This window comes from Afipia dichlorophenoxyacetatis, from assembly GCF_055386385.1.
The window spans coordinates 582,627-596,860 of the sequence record NZ_AP029250.1 but is presented as its reverse complement, the minus strand read 5'-3'; the positions used below and the strand labels follow the sequence as shown (position 1 = coordinate 596,860).

The 14,234-nt window shown below is 59.5% G+C and carries 18 protein-coding genes; 6 read left to right on the top strand and 12 right to left on the bottom strand.

Going from position 1 to position 14,234, the window contains the following annotated elements; translation table 11 throughout:
* Positions 1-3: 3 nt before the first annotated feature.
* Positions 4-675, bottom strand: a complete 672-nt coding sequence (locus ACZ5C3_RS02780) for a response regulator (protein ID WP_464035074.1) — start codon at positions 673-675, stop codon at positions 4-6.
* 481 nt (positions 676-1,156) lie between these two features.
* Here ACZ5C3_RS02780 and ACZ5C3_RS02775 point away from each other — a divergent pair, with 481 nt between their 5' ends.
* Positions 1,157-2,779 carry an MFS transporter gene (locus ACZ5C3_RS02775; RefSeq protein ID WP_464044772.1) on the top strand — a complete coding sequence of 541 codons (1,623 nt, stop codon included), beginning with the start codon at positions 1,157-1,159 and terminating at the stop codon, positions 2,777-2,779.
* Between the two features lie 71 nt (positions 2,780-2,850).
* On the opposite strand, the gene ACZ5C3_RS02770 is transcribed toward ACZ5C3_RS02775, so the two are convergent.
* Genes ACZ5C3_RS02770 through ACZ5C3_RS02760 form a run of 3 tightly spaced genes read right to left on the bottom strand, consistent with a single transcriptional unit; the run spans position 2,851 to position 4,417 of the window.
* Positions 2,851-3,384, bottom strand: a complete 534-nt coding sequence (locus tag ACZ5C3_RS02770) for a hypothetical protein (protein ID WP_464035072.1) — start codon at positions 3,382-3,384, stop codon at positions 2,851-2,853.
* Between the two features lie 33 nt (positions 3,385-3,417).
* Positions 3,418-4,041, bottom strand: a complete 624-nt coding sequence (locus ACZ5C3_RS02765) for a DsbA family protein (RefSeq protein ID WP_464044506.1) — start codon at positions 4,039-4,041, stop codon at positions 3,418-3,420.
* A 40-nt stretch (positions 4,042-4,081) separates the two neighbouring features.
* A complete protein-coding gene (locus tag ACZ5C3_RS02760) occupies positions 4,082-4,417 on the bottom strand; it encodes a hypothetical protein (RefSeq protein ID WP_464038480.1) in 336 nt (111 codons plus the stop codon).
* Between ACZ5C3_RS02760 and ACZ5C3_RS02755 the strand changes: the two genes are divergently transcribed.
* The 5 genes from ACZ5C3_RS02755 to ACZ5C3_RS02735 all read left to right on the top strand — a co-directional run bounded on the left by ACZ5C3_RS02755 (position 4,316) and on the right by ACZ5C3_RS02735 (position 6,980).
* A complete protein-coding gene (locus tag ACZ5C3_RS02755; protein ID WP_464038241.1) occupies positions 4,316-4,699 on the top strand; it encodes an AtpZ/AtpI family protein in 384 nt (127 codons plus the stop codon). The two genes, ACZ5C3_RS02760 and ACZ5C3_RS02755, sit on opposite strands and share 102 nt — an antisense overlap.
* Before the next feature lie 135 nt (positions 4,700-4,834).
* Positions 4,835-5,584, top strand: a complete 750-nt coding sequence (locus ACZ5C3_RS02750; protein ID WP_464035070.1) for a F0F1 ATP synthase subunit A — start codon at positions 4,835-4,837, stop codon at positions 5,582-5,584.
* 52 nt (positions 5,585-5,636) lie between these two features.
* Positions 5,637-5,864, top strand: a complete 228-nt coding sequence (locus tag ACZ5C3_RS02745) for a F0F1 ATP synthase subunit C (protein WP_002714289.1) — start codon at positions 5,637-5,639, stop codon at positions 5,862-5,864.
* A 67-nt stretch (positions 5,865-5,931) separates the two neighbouring features.
* Entirely contained in the window at positions 5,932-6,489 is a 558-nt protein-coding gene (locus ACZ5C3_RS02740; RefSeq protein ID WP_464044505.1) for a F0F1 ATP synthase subunit B family protein, read from the top strand.
* A 5-nt stretch (positions 6,490-6,494) separates the two neighbouring features.
* Entirely contained in the window at positions 6,495-6,980 is a 486-nt protein-coding gene (locus tag ACZ5C3_RS02735; protein ID WP_464035066.1) for a F0F1 ATP synthase subunit B family protein, read from the top strand.
* A gap of 102 nt (positions 6,981-7,082) precedes the next feature.
* On the opposite strand, the gene ACZ5C3_RS02730 is transcribed toward ACZ5C3_RS02735, so the two are convergent.
* From ACZ5C3_RS02730 to ACZ5C3_RS02695, 8 genes are all read right to left on the bottom strand, one after another.
* Complete coding sequence (locus ACZ5C3_RS02730; RefSeq protein ID WP_464035064.1) at positions 7,083-7,772, bottom strand: hypothetical protein; 690 nt, start codon at positions 7,770-7,772, stop codon at positions 7,083-7,085.
* A gap of 94 nt (positions 7,773-7,866) precedes the next feature.
* Complete coding sequence (locus ACZ5C3_RS02725; RefSeq protein WP_464044504.1) at positions 7,867-8,454, bottom strand: GNAT family N-acetyltransferase; 588 nt, start codon at positions 8,452-8,454, stop codon at positions 7,867-7,869.
* Positions 8,455-8,573: 119 nt separating this feature from the next.
* Positions 8,574-9,863, bottom strand: a complete 1,290-nt coding sequence (locus ACZ5C3_RS02720; RefSeq protein ID WP_464044503.1) for a M16 family metallopeptidase — start codon at positions 9,861-9,863, stop codon at positions 8,574-8,576.
* Positions 9,860-11,278, bottom strand: a complete 1,419-nt coding sequence (thrC, locus tag ACZ5C3_RS02715) for a threonine synthase (protein ID WP_464035060.1) — start codon at positions 11,276-11,278, stop codon at positions 9,860-9,862. Before thrC ends, ACZ5C3_RS02720 begins: the two co-directional genes overlap by 4 nt.
* 135 nt (positions 11,279-11,413) lie before the next feature.
* On the bottom strand, positions 11,414-12,184 hold the full coding sequence (locus ACZ5C3_RS02710; protein ID WP_464038240.1) for an SURF1 family protein: 771 nt from the start codon (positions 12,182-12,184) through the stop codon (positions 11,414-11,416).
* A gap of 43 nt (positions 12,185-12,227) precedes the next feature.
* Positions 12,228-12,617 carry a DUF983 domain-containing protein gene (locus tag ACZ5C3_RS02705; RefSeq protein ID WP_464035058.1) on the bottom strand — a complete coding sequence of 130 codons (390 nt, stop codon included), beginning with the start codon at positions 12,615-12,617 and terminating at the stop codon, positions 12,228-12,230.
* 90 nt (positions 12,618-12,707) lie between these two features.
* Entirely contained in the window at positions 12,708-13,565 is an 858-nt protein-coding gene (locus ACZ5C3_RS02700) for a cytochrome c oxidase subunit 3 (RefSeq protein WP_464035056.1), read from the bottom strand.
* Positions 13,566-13,622: 57 nt separating this feature from the next.
* A complete protein-coding gene (locus ACZ5C3_RS02695; RefSeq protein WP_464035054.1) occupies positions 13,623-14,234 on the bottom strand; it encodes a cytochrome c oxidase assembly protein in 612 nt (203 codons plus the stop codon).

Sequence of the window (14,234 nt, the reverse complement as noted above, 5' to 3'; positions counted from 1 at the left end):
TGTCTAGGACGGTTCGCCCTGGCGCCATTGCCCGCCGGCAATCTTCGCGGCGGCGATCACAGCCTGGGTCCGGCTCTCGACGCCGAGTTTTTGCAGAATTGCCGACACGTGCGCCTTGATGGTCGCTTCCGAGACACCGAGCTCGTAGGCGATCTGCTTGTTGAGCAGCCCCTCCGACAGCATCATCAGCACTCGCACCTGCTGCGGAGTCAGCGTCACCAACCGGTCGCGCAACTTGGTCATATCGGGGTCGGCCGCGGCCGAGATATCCACGTCAGCCGGAATCCACACGTCGCCGTTCATCACCTTCCCGATAGCGTCGCGCAACGTCTCGACGCCGAATCGCTTCGGGATAAATCCGGATGCGCCAAAATCCATCGATCGGCGGATTGTTGCCGCGTCATCACTGGCGGAAACGATCACCACAGGAATCGCGGGAAACTGCGCCCGCAGATAAATCAGCCCTGAAAACCCGCTGATTCCCGGCATCGATAGATCAAGCAGGATCAGGTCGACATCGGTCTCGCGTTCCAGCAGCGCCGTTAGCTCCTCGAATGACCCCGCCTCGTTGATCTTTGCAGAGGCCACAACAGTCGCGACTGCTTGTCGCAGCGCGTCGCGGAAGAGCGGATGGTCGTCGGCGATGACGAGATGGGTGCTGGAAACTGCGTTCATTTATCCCGCGCGAGAACGTGACTAGTGTGGCGGTTCTGAAGTCCGCATCGTTCGTGCGGCGAGTCTGGAATGCGGACTTCAGAACCAAAGCCACACTAGAACAATAACTTACTAGAGTCCTTCGCTTCCAAAGTTCGCAGACGAACGAGCGGCGGAATGATGCGAACTTTGGAAGCGGGACTCTAGATCGCCTGAGTGGCCTGACGGATCGAGCAAATCAAGTGTCCACCGCCCTTTCCACTCTGGCAAGTTGAGAAGCGCGCCACGATGCCATTGTGCATCGCACCGTACGACGGATCGCCAGTTCATACGTCCAAAAGTCGTATATGGCGATATTTCACGCCGATGTTACCGTATTTGCGAACGCCTCGCGCATTGAAGCCGGCAAAAAGACCGACGCGCGGACGCTGAATTTTCGGGAAACAATCGGGGAGCTTTAATAATGGCAACGCTTACGACGACCACGTCCAAAGCGCCCGGCATGACCAAGGACGAACGTTTCGTCATCATCGCGTCATCGCTCGGCACCGTATTCGAATGGTACGATTTTTATCTTTACGGATCGCTGGCGGCGATCATCGGCGCGCAATTCTTCAGCGCCTATCCACCTGGAACGCGTGACATCTTCGCGCTGCTGGCCTTCGCGGCGGGTTTTCTTGTCCGCCCGTTCGGCGCGATTGTCTTCGGCCGCGTTGGCGATATCGTCGGCCGCAAATACACCTTCCTGGTGACGATCCTCATCATGGGCCTGTCGACCTTTATCGTCGGCCTGCTCCCGAACGCAGCCACCATCGGCATCGCGGCACCGATCATCCTGATCGCACTCCGCCTGCTGCAGGGCCTCGCGCTCGGCGGTGAGTACGGCGGTGCGGCAACCTACGTCGCGGAACACGCCCCAATGGGCAAGCGCGGTTATTACACCTCCTTTATTCAGACCACCGCAACGCTTGGCCTGTTCCTCTCGCTGATCGTGATTCTCTTCACACGTACGATCCTGGGTGAGGCAGACTTCGCCGCCTGGGGCTGGCGCATCCCGTTCCTGGTGTCGGTGCTGCTGCTCGGCATCTCGGTCTGGATCCGTTTGCGCCTGAACGAGTCGCCTGTGTTCCAGCGCATGAAGGACGAAGGCAAGGCTTCGAAGGCACCTTTGACCGAAGCTTTCGCCAACTGGAGCAACGCCAAGATCGTGTTGATCGCACTACTCGGCGGCGTGATGGGTCAGGGCGTGGTCTGGTACACGGGCCAGTTCTACGCATTGTTCTTCCTGCAATCGATCCTTAAGGTCGACGGTTATACCTCCAACCTGTTGGTCGCATGGTCGCTGTTGCTCGGCACCGGCTTCTTCATCGTGTTTGGCGCGTTGTCGGACAAGATTGGCCGCAAGCCGATCATTCTTGCGGGCTGCCTCATTGCCGCCCTCACCTTCTTCCCGATCTTCCGCATGATCACGACCAACGCCAACCCGGCGCTGGAAAAGGCGATTGAGACGGCGAAGGTAGAGGTGGTGGCCGATCCGAAGGGGTGCGGTGACTTGTTCAACCCGGTCGGCACCCGCGTCTTTACCGCACCGTGCGATACCGCTCGTGCTTTCCTGGCTCAGTCGTCGGTCAAGTACTCGACCGTGCCGGGACCGGCAGGCTCGGGCGTGAAGGTGATGGTGAACGGCAAGGAGGTGCCTTACGCCGACGCCAAGACATCGAATCCACTTGTTGCTGCGGCGGTCGCGGATGCCGGCTATCCGAAGGCCGGTAATGCGGGCATCGTGAAGATGTCGCACCCGTTCGACATCTTCAGGCCTCAGGTGGCGGCCGTGATCGGGCTGCTGTTCATTCTGGTGCTCTTCGTCACCATGGTTTACGGCCCGATCGCTGCGATGCTGGTGGAACTGTTCCCGACCCGCATCCGCTACACCTCGATGTCGCTGCCCTATCACATCGGTAACGGCTGGTTCGGCGGACTGCTCCCGGCGACCGCATTCGCTATCGTGGCCTCAACGGGCGATATATACGCGGGTCTCTGGTACCCGGTAATCTTCGCACTTATCACCGTGGTGATCGGCTTCTTCTTCCTGCCGGAAACCAAGGACGTCGACATCACGAAGTAACAAACAAAACACAATCACCAATGCCAATCGGCCGCGGATCATTCCGCGGCCGATTTCTTTTTGGCCCGTTGTTAGATTTTATCAGAGAGCTTTTTCTGCAGCCGAACAGCCATATCAAGCAGCTGGTCCCAGACGCGATCGATCAGCGCCATGAGCTTTTCATGTTCGGCGGACAAAGGCCTCTCGGCTTTCTTATCGGAAGGCGCCTGCGCCGACTTGCTATCGAGATCCTTACGATCTTCCTTCGAAAGCGGTGCGTCCGTCTTGCCGGTGACCGTGTCACGCTGTGCAAGCTGCTCTTTCAGCTTTCTGTTGTCTGCCTGCAGCCGGCCGATTTCGGTATCGAGCGCCGCGCGCTCATCGGGCACCACGCGGCAAACCCAATTGTCCTTCACGCCGCTGCAGGTGGAAACCGCGCCGGTGCGGGTGTCGAGACGAAGAAAACCTTCCGACACGGGAGACAACGTGTATCGGCCATTCTCCGTATCGGGCGTGTCCTGTGCACGGACGATATCTGCTGAGAGCGGCGCAGCCAGCATCGCGAACGCAATCGCCAGCCCACGCGAGGGCCGGAAAAATTGCAGTGTCGCGGCTGCGTGCTTCATATGATCAACGCCCGTTCTGCTGATCCCGGTACCTTACACATCAGCCGTGTAGGCTTTACGACCCGCTTTCAACGCGTCGGCCAACAATTCGATCCGGTCCTGCCCCCAGAAAATCTCCCCATCCAATACCCAGGCCGGGGAGCCAAACACGTCTGCGGCAATCGCATCCTGGCGATTCTGCTCGTAGAGGGCGGCAACAGCGTCCGATGACGCCCGCTCGACAAGCTGCGCACCAGGCAACCCAGCCTCATCCGCCAGACGCGTGAGCGTTGCGGCGTCTGCCAAGTTCTCCTCTTTTTCCCACACGCCGGCGAACGCCCGGCGAAGGAACGCTTCAGGATTGTGGCCGGCCTCGATCGCGGCGACCACCGTTCCGTCGGCCAATTTCACATCAAACGGCCAATGCTTCGGCCTGATGTGGAAATTCAGGCCGCGCTTGTCACGCCAGCGCTGCATTTCCATCAAGCGATAGCGCTGCCGGGCCGGATGACGCTTGGTCAGAGGCAGCCCCCCCGTCTCAGAGAACAAGTCCACCAGCAAGACCGGCTTGTAGTTGACCTTCAACTGATGAGCGCGAGCGAGATCCTCAAACAGCGCGTGCCCGATATAGGCCCAGGGCGATTGAATGGAAAAATAGTAGTCAATCTGGCGCGCCATTGGTCCTCCGGTCGCTCGAATCCATCACAGCTCAGGGCTATCACAACAGACCGAATTGGCCTCGACAAGCAGCGGACTGGCCATTGTGGTTATCGCAATGCGGCGAGTGCGCGCAGAGCTCAAAAATTTCTAGAATTCCACAAGCGTTTTCAATATGATAATGATTGATCAGGCAATCTTGACTTGACCGTATGCCGTCAGTATGGTCCGCGCGGTTTTCGTGGGTGGTGGGCGTTTTTTCTGAAATCGCGCGACGAACGTGGGTGTCGAGGCAATGGCGAACGGCACGCGCAAGGATGGTCGCAGTGAGGACAGGCGAGATAAACCGCCGGCCGACGAAGCTGCGCTCTCCGCGAGGCTTGACCGTCTGAATCATCGCCTTTCCGCATTCCGGAAAGACCGTAAAAGCCAGACAGATCAGTCAGGAAGCGGGGCTGCCTCCGCCAACGCGTCCGCGATGGCACGGGGTTTCCGCCTCTCCTCCGAATTGATTGCAGGTGTCCTTGTCGGAGCGGTCATCGGCTGGGGCTTCGACCGTTTATTGTCGACGTCTCCTTGGGGTCTCATCGTGTTTTTTCTGCTTGGCTTTGTGGCTGGGGTGATCAACGTGATGCGGTCAGCCGGCGTCGCGAATACGAACGCGTCCGATCGCTCCTAACCGAAGAACGCTGTTGGAATTTTGTGCCAGATCCACTGGCGCACGTGACATGCCGGGATACCGGCCCTAATCCACCGGCACTGCCGGCAACGATGCACCCCGGCGCAAGCCGGCAGAAATGAAAGACGCGACGGGATGGCCGATCCGATCCATCAATTTGAGATCCACAAGATCTTCACCCTGGGCCACATCGGCAATCAGGAAATCGCGTTCACGAACTCGTCCGCCTACATGTTCGCGACGGTGGCCCTGATCGGATTATTGATGATCGGCGGCAGTGCCGGACGCCGGCTGATTCCGAACCGCTTCCAGTCGCTGGCGGAGCTGTCCTACGAATTTGTCTCCAATACACTTAGACAAAGCGCCGGCGACGAGGGCATGAAGTTCTTCCCTCTCGTTTTCTCGATCTTCATGTTCATTCTCGTCGCGAACCTGATCGGCATCATTCCCTTTACCTTCAGCGTGACCAGCCATCTCATCGTCACGCTTTCGCTCGCGCTGATGGTATTCCTGACGGTCTTTCTTTACGGGCTCTATAAGAACGGCCTGAAATTCTTCAAGCTTTTCGTCCCCAGCGGCATCCCGATGTACATCCTGCCGCTGATTGTTGTCATCGAAGTCATCTCCTTCCTGTCGCGACCGGTATCTCACTCGGTGCGTCTGTTCGCCAACATGCTGGCGGGCCACATTACCTTGAAGGTGTTCGCAGGCTTCGTCGCCTCCATGGGCGCGATCGGCGCTGCAGGCGCGGTTGGCGCTGTATTGCCGCTGGCAATGACCACAGCGTTGACGGCACTTGAACTGCTTGTGGCCTTCCTGCAGGCCTACGTGTTCGCGATCCTGACCTGCATCTATCTGAACGACGCACTTCATCCCGGTCACTAACCGGATTTCCTCAACCGTTACTCATACCAACATCCCAAGAAGGAGTTTTACTATGGATCCAGTCGCAGCAAAGTACATCGGCGCAGGCATTGCTTGTCTCGGCATGGGCGGCGCAGGTGTCGGCGTCGGCATGATCTTCAGCCAGTTCCTCAACGGCGCGCTGCGCAATCCGTCGGCTTCTCAGGGCCAGTTCGCTAACCTGATTTTCGGCTTCGCCGTGACGGAAGCGCTCGGCATCTTCTCGCTGCTGATCGCGCTGTTGCTGCTGTTCGCCGTCTAAGTCAGACCGAATGGATGCGTCACCGCAAATCTTGTATAACTGCGGTTGACGCCAACAGGAGACGCTCATGGCCACGAGTCAGGGCAATGTGAAGGGCGCGACCGCCCACACCGAAGCAGAGGGCCATGGCAAGGCGGGATTCCCGCCTTTCCAGAAGGAGACCTTTGCTTCGCAGTTGGTTTCGTTCGCGATTGCCTTTGCGCTGCTTTACTTCATCGTGTCGAAGTTCGCGCTTCCTCGGGTCGGCAGCTTGCTTGCCACCCGTGAAGGCAAGATCGAGAATGATCTTTCCGAAGCACAGAAGCTGAAGGACGAATCCGACGAAGCGCTGAAGGCATATGAAACCGAACTCGCAAATGCGCGGGCGCGGGCTCAGGCCATCAGCACCGAGACGCGTGACAAGCTGAACGCGCAGGCTGAAGGCGACCGCAAGGCGCTGGAAGCAAGCCTGACGACCAAGCTTGCAGACGCCGAAAAGACCATCGCCGCGACTCGCACAACAGCGATGGGCAACGTTCGCTCGATCGCATCTGATGCGGCTTCGGCGATCGTTCAGCGTTTGACCGGTGTGGCGCCCGACAGCAAGGCTGTCGAAAGTGCCGTCGATGCGTCCTTGAAGGGTTGAGATCGATGTTGCTTGAAGCAGAATTCTGGGTTGCCGCGGCCTTTGTGATCCTGTTGGCATTGTTTGCCTATTTCGGGGTTCACAAGACAATCTTGTCGGCGCTGGATCATCGCCGCGACCGGATTCAGAAAGAGCTCGACGATGCCCGCCGCCTCAAGGAAGAGGCAGCGAAGCTGGTCGAGGAATATCGGTCCCGTCGCGCCAGCGCCGAGCGTGAAGCACAGGACATCGTGACCAACGCCAAGGCTGAAGCCGAGCGAATTGCGGCTGAAGCAAAGGCGAAAATGGAAGAGTTCGTCGCACGTCGCACAAAGACGGCCGAGAACAAGATTGCCCAGGCCGAAAGCCAGGCAATTGCCGACGTTCGTGCAGCGGCGGCCGAAGCTGCGGTCTCCGCAGCCACCTCCATCATGGGGCAGTCGGTTCGCGGATCCGTGGCGGACGACTTGATTTCCAAGGGCATCGCTGACGTTCGCAGCAAGCTGAACTGATCGACACCTTTCCAAGAAACAAAAAGCCGGCCTCGTGATGCGAGGCCGGCTTTTTTATTTCTGCGAAGCAGAGAGCGCGTCTGTCGGCACCTATCGCTGCGGCTACTTCTTTTTCCTTCCGCGGGCAGGCGCTTCCGGCTTCAGGCTTGCTGGATCGAAGCCAACATAGAAGATGTACTTGTCGTTGGCCGCGGCGGTTGGCGCTGGATACGTGAGATCCTCGGCGACGAGGCTGAATTCAGCATTCTGTTCATCAGGCGCGATGGTGACAGTGGTCCGGATGGCCTTCGTCGCGATCACCTTCTCGGGAGCCCCGTCCTGCACCACGGCTACACGCAGGGGCACATCGACGGTCGGCGGCGCCCCCGCCGGTCCAACGATGACGCGGCCGACAATACCAATGCGCGCCGTCACCTGACCGTTCGACAGGGTACAATCGCGCGCCGTGCGCGTGATCGAGCCCTGATAACGCAGGTCGCTGCCGGAAGCCGGTTTCCCTGGCAACCCAACCGACAATGTCGAAGCGCCATAGCGAATAGCGACACTCGGACAGGTCAGATCATTGCTGTTTTCTGTCGCCTGTGTGGACGGCGTCGATGTGGTGGTCGCCTCCTCAGACTTCGAGCCGAACAACTGGCTGAACCTGCTGGTAAGGCCAGACCCGGAGGAGGACGACGAACTTGAGCTCGACGAGGACCCCAGCAAGCTGCCTCCGCCGCAGCCCGACAGAGCAGAACTCGCCATCATAACCAACGCGATCCCTGCCGCACGCTTCAAAAGACTGGCCGCCATTATGCTTCCACTGGATCCCCAAAATCTGAGAGAGGCCTTATAGCAGGGCAAACGCGGCGAACCAAAGGCGCAACATCGTCATTGGGAGGGCTGGTTAACCGCAGAAATCCTCATCCAGCAGGCCATAGAGATAGTGATCCTGCCAGATCCCGTTGATGCACAGGTAGCGCCGCGCCAGCCCCTCCCGGGCAAAACCGCATTTTTCCAAAACCCGGATGGAGGGCTGATTGGTTGGAATGCAGGCGGCTTCGATGCGATGGAGATTCAGCTCGCCAAACAGTGTTGGCAGCAGAACGCGGAGAGCAGCGGTCATATATCCCTTGCCCGCATAAGGCTGGCCGACCCAATACCCTACGGTCCCAGCCTGCACGATGCCACGCCGCACATTGGCGAGGGTCACGCCCCCGATCAGCACCCCATCGTTCTCGCGAATCACCACAAACGGATAGGCCCGATCCTCGGCGATATCTTCGGAATACCGACGTAGCCGACGCCTGAAACCTGCCCGGGTGAGATCATCCGAGGGCCAGATCGGCTCCCACGGGGTCAGAAATGCCCGGCTGCTTTCGCGCAAATCACTCCACTGGACGTAGTCCGCCATCTGCGGGGCGCGCAGCAACAAGCCATGGCCGCGCGGCGCGAGCGCCGGGGCAGTCGCAGAAGGAAGGCGAAACAGGGCCATGCGGACCCCTCTCAGTTCCAAACGGGCAAATAATGATAGCTAAAGTCGATACCACTGTCGCGGCCATCGACAAGCACCTCAGACAGAGCAGTTCCGCGCTGCTGGCGGAGCCCGGTCAGTCAGTGCAGGAGCGCCCTCGCCTTAGGCTTGGACAAACCTTCGGCAAAACCTACAGCCGTATCGAGGCCGCGACCGCTGCCGAGCGCGACTACTGCGGGACGGCTGCGGCTCAGCAGGCCACGCGCTGCATCACGCGTGGTTTCGACGCTGACAGCATCGATGCGTTTCACCAGTTCATCAACCGTCAGCGGACGCCCATAAGCCAAAATATGCCGCGCCATTTGTTCGGCGCGCGCGCTGCAGCTTTCCAGCGCCATCAGCAACCCGGCCTTCATCTGCGCCTTCGCGCGTGCGATTTCCGCTTCCGTCAGGGTTTCCACAGCATTGTTAATTTCATCGACAATGACTTCCATCATTTCCGGCGCGTCGGCTGGATCGGTGCCGGTGTAGAGGCCGAAGAAGCCGGTGTCGGAATAGGCCGCGTGGAAGGTGTAGATCGAGTAGCAAAGACCGCGCTTCTCACGCACTTCCTGGAACAAGCGGGACGACATACCGCCGCCGAGAATGTTGGTGAAGACCTGCAGGCTGAACAGCGACAGATCCGATTGCGGCAGTCCTTCCAGCGCCATGGTTAAGTGCGCCTGTTCGAGGTCACGATGAATGACACGCGAACCGCCCTTACCGAACGACGCCGGCGTGGGCTTCGGCGAAGGCGAGCCATCGAAGCTCGCAAATCGCCGTTCAACCTCAGTGACAACGCGCTGATGATCGACGGCACCGGCCGCGGCCACCACCATCTCCGGACCGCGGTAGTGCGTATTCAGATAGCGCTGTAAATTATCACGGTTAAAAGCGGCAAGCGTCTGGGGCGTTCCGAGCAGTGAACGGCCCATAGCCTGGTCGGGATAACTCAACTCGCTCAAGTGCTCGAACACGACATCGTCCGGCGTATCCTGCGCCGCGCCGATTTCCTGCTCGATGACGCTCTTCTCGCGTTCCAACTCTTCGGCATCGAACGATGGATTGGCGAGGATGTCCGACAGCACATCGAGCGCGAGCGGCACATCGGCCTTTAGCACGCGTGCGTAATAGGCTGTGGTTTCGGTGCTCGTAGCCGCATTGAGATCGCCGCCGACGGCCTCGATCTCTTCGACGATTTCGCGCGACGTGCGCGTGGTGGTGCCTTTGAAGGCCATGTGTTCGAGCAGATGCGACATGCCATGCTCGTCCGGTTTCTCATCACGACCGCCAACGCCGGCCCACACACCCAGTGCCGCCGTCTCGAGATGCGGCATCGTGTCGGTGATCACCGTAAGACCTGATGGCAGCTTGGTGATTTCGACACTCATCCGGCTACTCCCTGCTTCGCGGCACGGCTCACGGAGAGCACAAACCGCTCGACTTCATTTTGGTCGTTTTTCATCACCGTCATGGCCTCGGACCGGGTCATCAGTCCATCGAGCCAGGCCGGCAATGTCGGGCGCACGCCACAGGCGGCCTCGACCGCGTCCGGAAACTTCGCCGCATGCGCGGTAGAGAGCACGATATTCGGTACTGTCGAGACCGGCTTGTCCTGCTCAGCAACAGTCAATGCGACGGCCGTATGCGGATCGACAAGGTCGCCCGCCTCGCGCCACGCCGTCCGGATGGCCGCACTGGTTTCGGTCTCATCTGCGCGGCCGGCATCGAAATCAGCGCGCACCTTTGCGAGCACGGCATCAGGCAACACAAAGCGCCCCGATTGCGCCAGCGATCCCATTAGCGAGCGCACCATGGCGCTGTCCCGTCCGGATGCTTCAAACAGCAATCGTTCAAAGTTCGAGGACACTTGAATATCCATCGACGGCGAAGTGGTGGCGTGCACTTCGCGCACTTCGTAAATTCCTGTCTTGAGGGTACGCGCCAGAATGTCGTTGATATTCGCTGCGATCCGCAGACGGCGCACCGGCAATCCCATGCGCTTGGCAACATAGCCCGCGAAGATGTCGCCGAAATTTCCCGTCGGCACAGTGAAATCGACCTCACGCCCCGGCGCGCCCAGCGCAACCGCCGAAGTGAAATAGTAAACCACCTGCGCGACGATGCGCGCCCAGTTGATCGAGTTCACACCGGACAGAGCAACCGCGTCGCGGAATTTGTGGTGATTGAACAAACCTTTCACGATCGCCTGGCAATCGTCGAATGTACCTTCGATCGCGAGCGCGTGCACATTCGAGGCGCCGGTCGTCGTCATCATGCGCCGCTGCACGTCGGAAATGCGACCGTGCGGAAACAGCACGACGAGATCGACATTGTCGAGACCACTAAACGCATCGACAGCCGCGCCGCCGGTATCACCAGACGTCGCCACCACAATGGTTGTACGCTGACTGCGCTTGGCAAGCGCATGGTCCATCAGGCGCGACAGCAACTGCATGGCCACGTCCTTGAACGCGAGCGTCGGGCCATGAAAGAGCTCAAGCACGAACAGATGCGAATTGATCTGGCTGAGCGGAACGACGGCTGGATGACGGAACGTGGCATAGGCTTCGATCGCCATGCGCCCCAGATCCGCTTCGGAAATTTCTCCGGCCACGAACGGACGAATCACTTCAACCGCGACTTCCCAATAGGGGCGCCCAAAGAACCCCGCGATGGTTGCTGGATCGAGGTGGGGCCAGCTTTCAGGCACGTACAGGCCGCCATCGCGGGCAAGCCCGGTCAGCATCACATCGCAGAAACCAAGGTGGGGCGCCTCGCCCCGGGTCGAAATATACGTCGTCAAAACGTCCTCCAAAGGCTCACTCCTCTGCAAGCCTTTGACAATGAGTGATTATTTACTTCACCGCAGTGAAGGCGAAACGCACCATATCGGCTGTCCACGGGCTTCACAAGGAAGCCGCGACGGTGTGCGCCGCACTCATGACCGTCGCTGGCTCGCCACCCAGAAGCCAAACGCTGCAGCAACCACGAGTGCAAGACCGAACCAGGTGATCGCATATTGCATGTGATCATCCTTGAGATGAACCGTCAGCGGACCAGGCTTCGGCACGCCGGACGAAGGAACGGGAGATTCAAGATCGATATAGAACGGCGCGACGGTGCCCCACCCCAGTGCCTGGGCCATGGCGACATGATCGCGCAAGAACCACAGCCGCTTGGCAGTGTCTTGATGGGGCGTGAGCCAACCGCGCTGTTCTGGAAAGCGAATATAGCCGGTCAGTTTCAGCGGCGCGCCGGTGATGAGCCGCGCCACCGCACGATCCTGCTGAGCGCGGTCCTGCATCGTGTTCTGCGCAAAGCCTGCGTTGATCACGACAACACTGCCATCGGGAAGCTGCGCAGGCATAAACGCCCACGTGCCCGGACCAGAGACGTCCTCACGCACCGCCGAGCCCGAGCTATAGACCATCGCATCAGGCTTTGCGGCGAACGTTCCTGTCAGTATGACGCGCCGGAATTCATCATGCGGCGGATCCAAGGTTTTCCATTCCGACGATGGAGCAAGCGCTTCCGGTGACGCTGCGAGGCGCTCGGTCAGCGCTGCGATCAAGGCGTGCTTCTCATCCCGTCGATGCAGTTGCCAGATCCCGAGACTTGTCAGGACCGACACCATCACCAGCGTAATGAGCGCGAGGCCTAATATGCTGCGCCTGCGGACGGGTACTTCAGTTGTCGGGCTTGTTATCATTGACACATGACCACTTCACGCACGCTTGCTCGGGACAAAGGCTTCATTCCCGATTTCGTTCAATCAACTGCCCTTCGGACGCTTTGTGATGATACTGCAAGGCGATCAGCAGCGATTTCATCGACCGTAGCGGCAACAGCGTCGTTGCCAAAACGAGTGGAATCCACAGCGCCGCATGAACCCAGAACGGCGGCTGATATTTGATCTCAACCACCAGCGCAGCCCCCACGACGATGAAGCCCGCAATCATAATGATGAAAATTGCAGGGCCGTCCCCGGCATCAATAAACGCATAGTCGAGGCCGCATTGGTCGCAAGCCGGCCGCAGCGACAGGAAGCCCGCATAAAGCTTGCCCTTGCCGCAGCGCGGACATTTGCAGGCAATTCCGCGCATGGCGGCCTGTGTCCAGGGGGCTGAGGTGGGATCTTGCATGGCCATGTCCTCTCGCTACGCCCTTGATCGCAAGGACCAAACAAAAGGGCGGCCCAAAGGCCGCCCTGGTGTTGGAAATGATTCCGGCGATTAGTGGGCGCCGTGAGCCATCGTCTCTGCGCCATGTCCCCAGACATAGATGCAGATGAACAGGAACAACCACACCACGTCGACGAAGTGCCAGTACCATGCGGCGAATTCGAAGCCGAGGTGCTGCTTCGGCGTGAAGTGACCGGCGTAGACGCGCAGCAGGCAGACCAGCAGGAAGATGGTGCCGACCAGCACGTGGAAGCCGTGGAAACCCGTGGCCATGAAGAACGTTGCGCCATACACGTGGCCAGCGAAGCTGAACGCAGCGTGGCTGTATTCGAAGGCCTGCACGACGGTGAAGCAGGCGCCGAGCAACACGGTGAGGATGAGACCCCACTTCACGCCCTGACGGTCGTTCTCGAGCATCGCATGGTGCGCCCAGGTCACGGTGGTGCCCGAGGTCAGCAGGATCAGCGTGTTGAGCAGCGGCAGATGCCAGGGATCGAAGGTCTCGATACCCTTCGGTGGCCAGACGCCGCCAAACAGAGCTTCGCGCGCGAAGTGAACCGGATCGGCCGGGAACAGCGCTGCATTGAAGTAGGCCCAGAACCACGCCACGAAGAACATGACTTCGGAGGCGATGAACAGGATCATGCCATAGCGATGATGCAGCTGAACAACGCGGGTGTGATCACCCTTGTATTCGGCCTCGCGAATGACGTCGCCCCACCAGCTCGCCATGGTGTAGAGGACACCGATGGTGCCGATGCCGAACACAATCGGCGCACCAGCGAACATCTTGTGCATCCAGGCAATCGCGCCCAATGCCATGATGAATGCTGCAACCGAGCCGACGAACGGCCACGGGCTTGGGTCAACGAGATGATAGTCGTGGTGTTTGGCTTGGCCCGCTGCCATTTGGTCTCTCCGTGATGCCGGTTGCCCGGCGCATGTTCGTAGCTTGCTAGACTAAGATTACAGATTGCCCTTGCGATTGTCCGGCTCCGATGCCGCAACCGGCTTCGGTGTCGAATCTTTCGCAGGGTAGAAAGTGTAGGACAAGGTGATCGTGTTCAGTTCGTCGTATTCGTGGTCGGCAACGAGCGCGGGATCGACATAAAAAACGACCGCCATCTCGCGTTTTTCGCCCGGTGCGAAGCTCTGCTCGGTGAAGCAGAAGCAATTGATCTTTTGGAAGAACGCCCCAACGGTCAACGGCGCCACGTTGTAGGCCGCAAGACCTGACGTCGGACGCGCGGCCTGATTGGTCACGGTGTAATAAGCCGTGACGACCTCGCCGATCTTGACGGTGATCTCGGTCTGCTCAGGCTCGAACTTCCAGGGCAAGCCGCCGCTGACATTGGCATCGAAGCGGACGGCGATACGACGCTCGGTCGCGTTAGCCGGAGCCGAGGTCGCGACTTGCGTCGTCCCATTGAAGCCCGTGGCGCGGCAAAACCAGTTGTAGAAGGGGACCGCTGCGTAAGACGCTCCGACCATCAGCGCAACGACGAAACCACAGATCGACGCCACGACGACGTCGCGGCTCATCCGTGGCTTGCGCTTGCTGGTCGGTTCTTGCGTCAT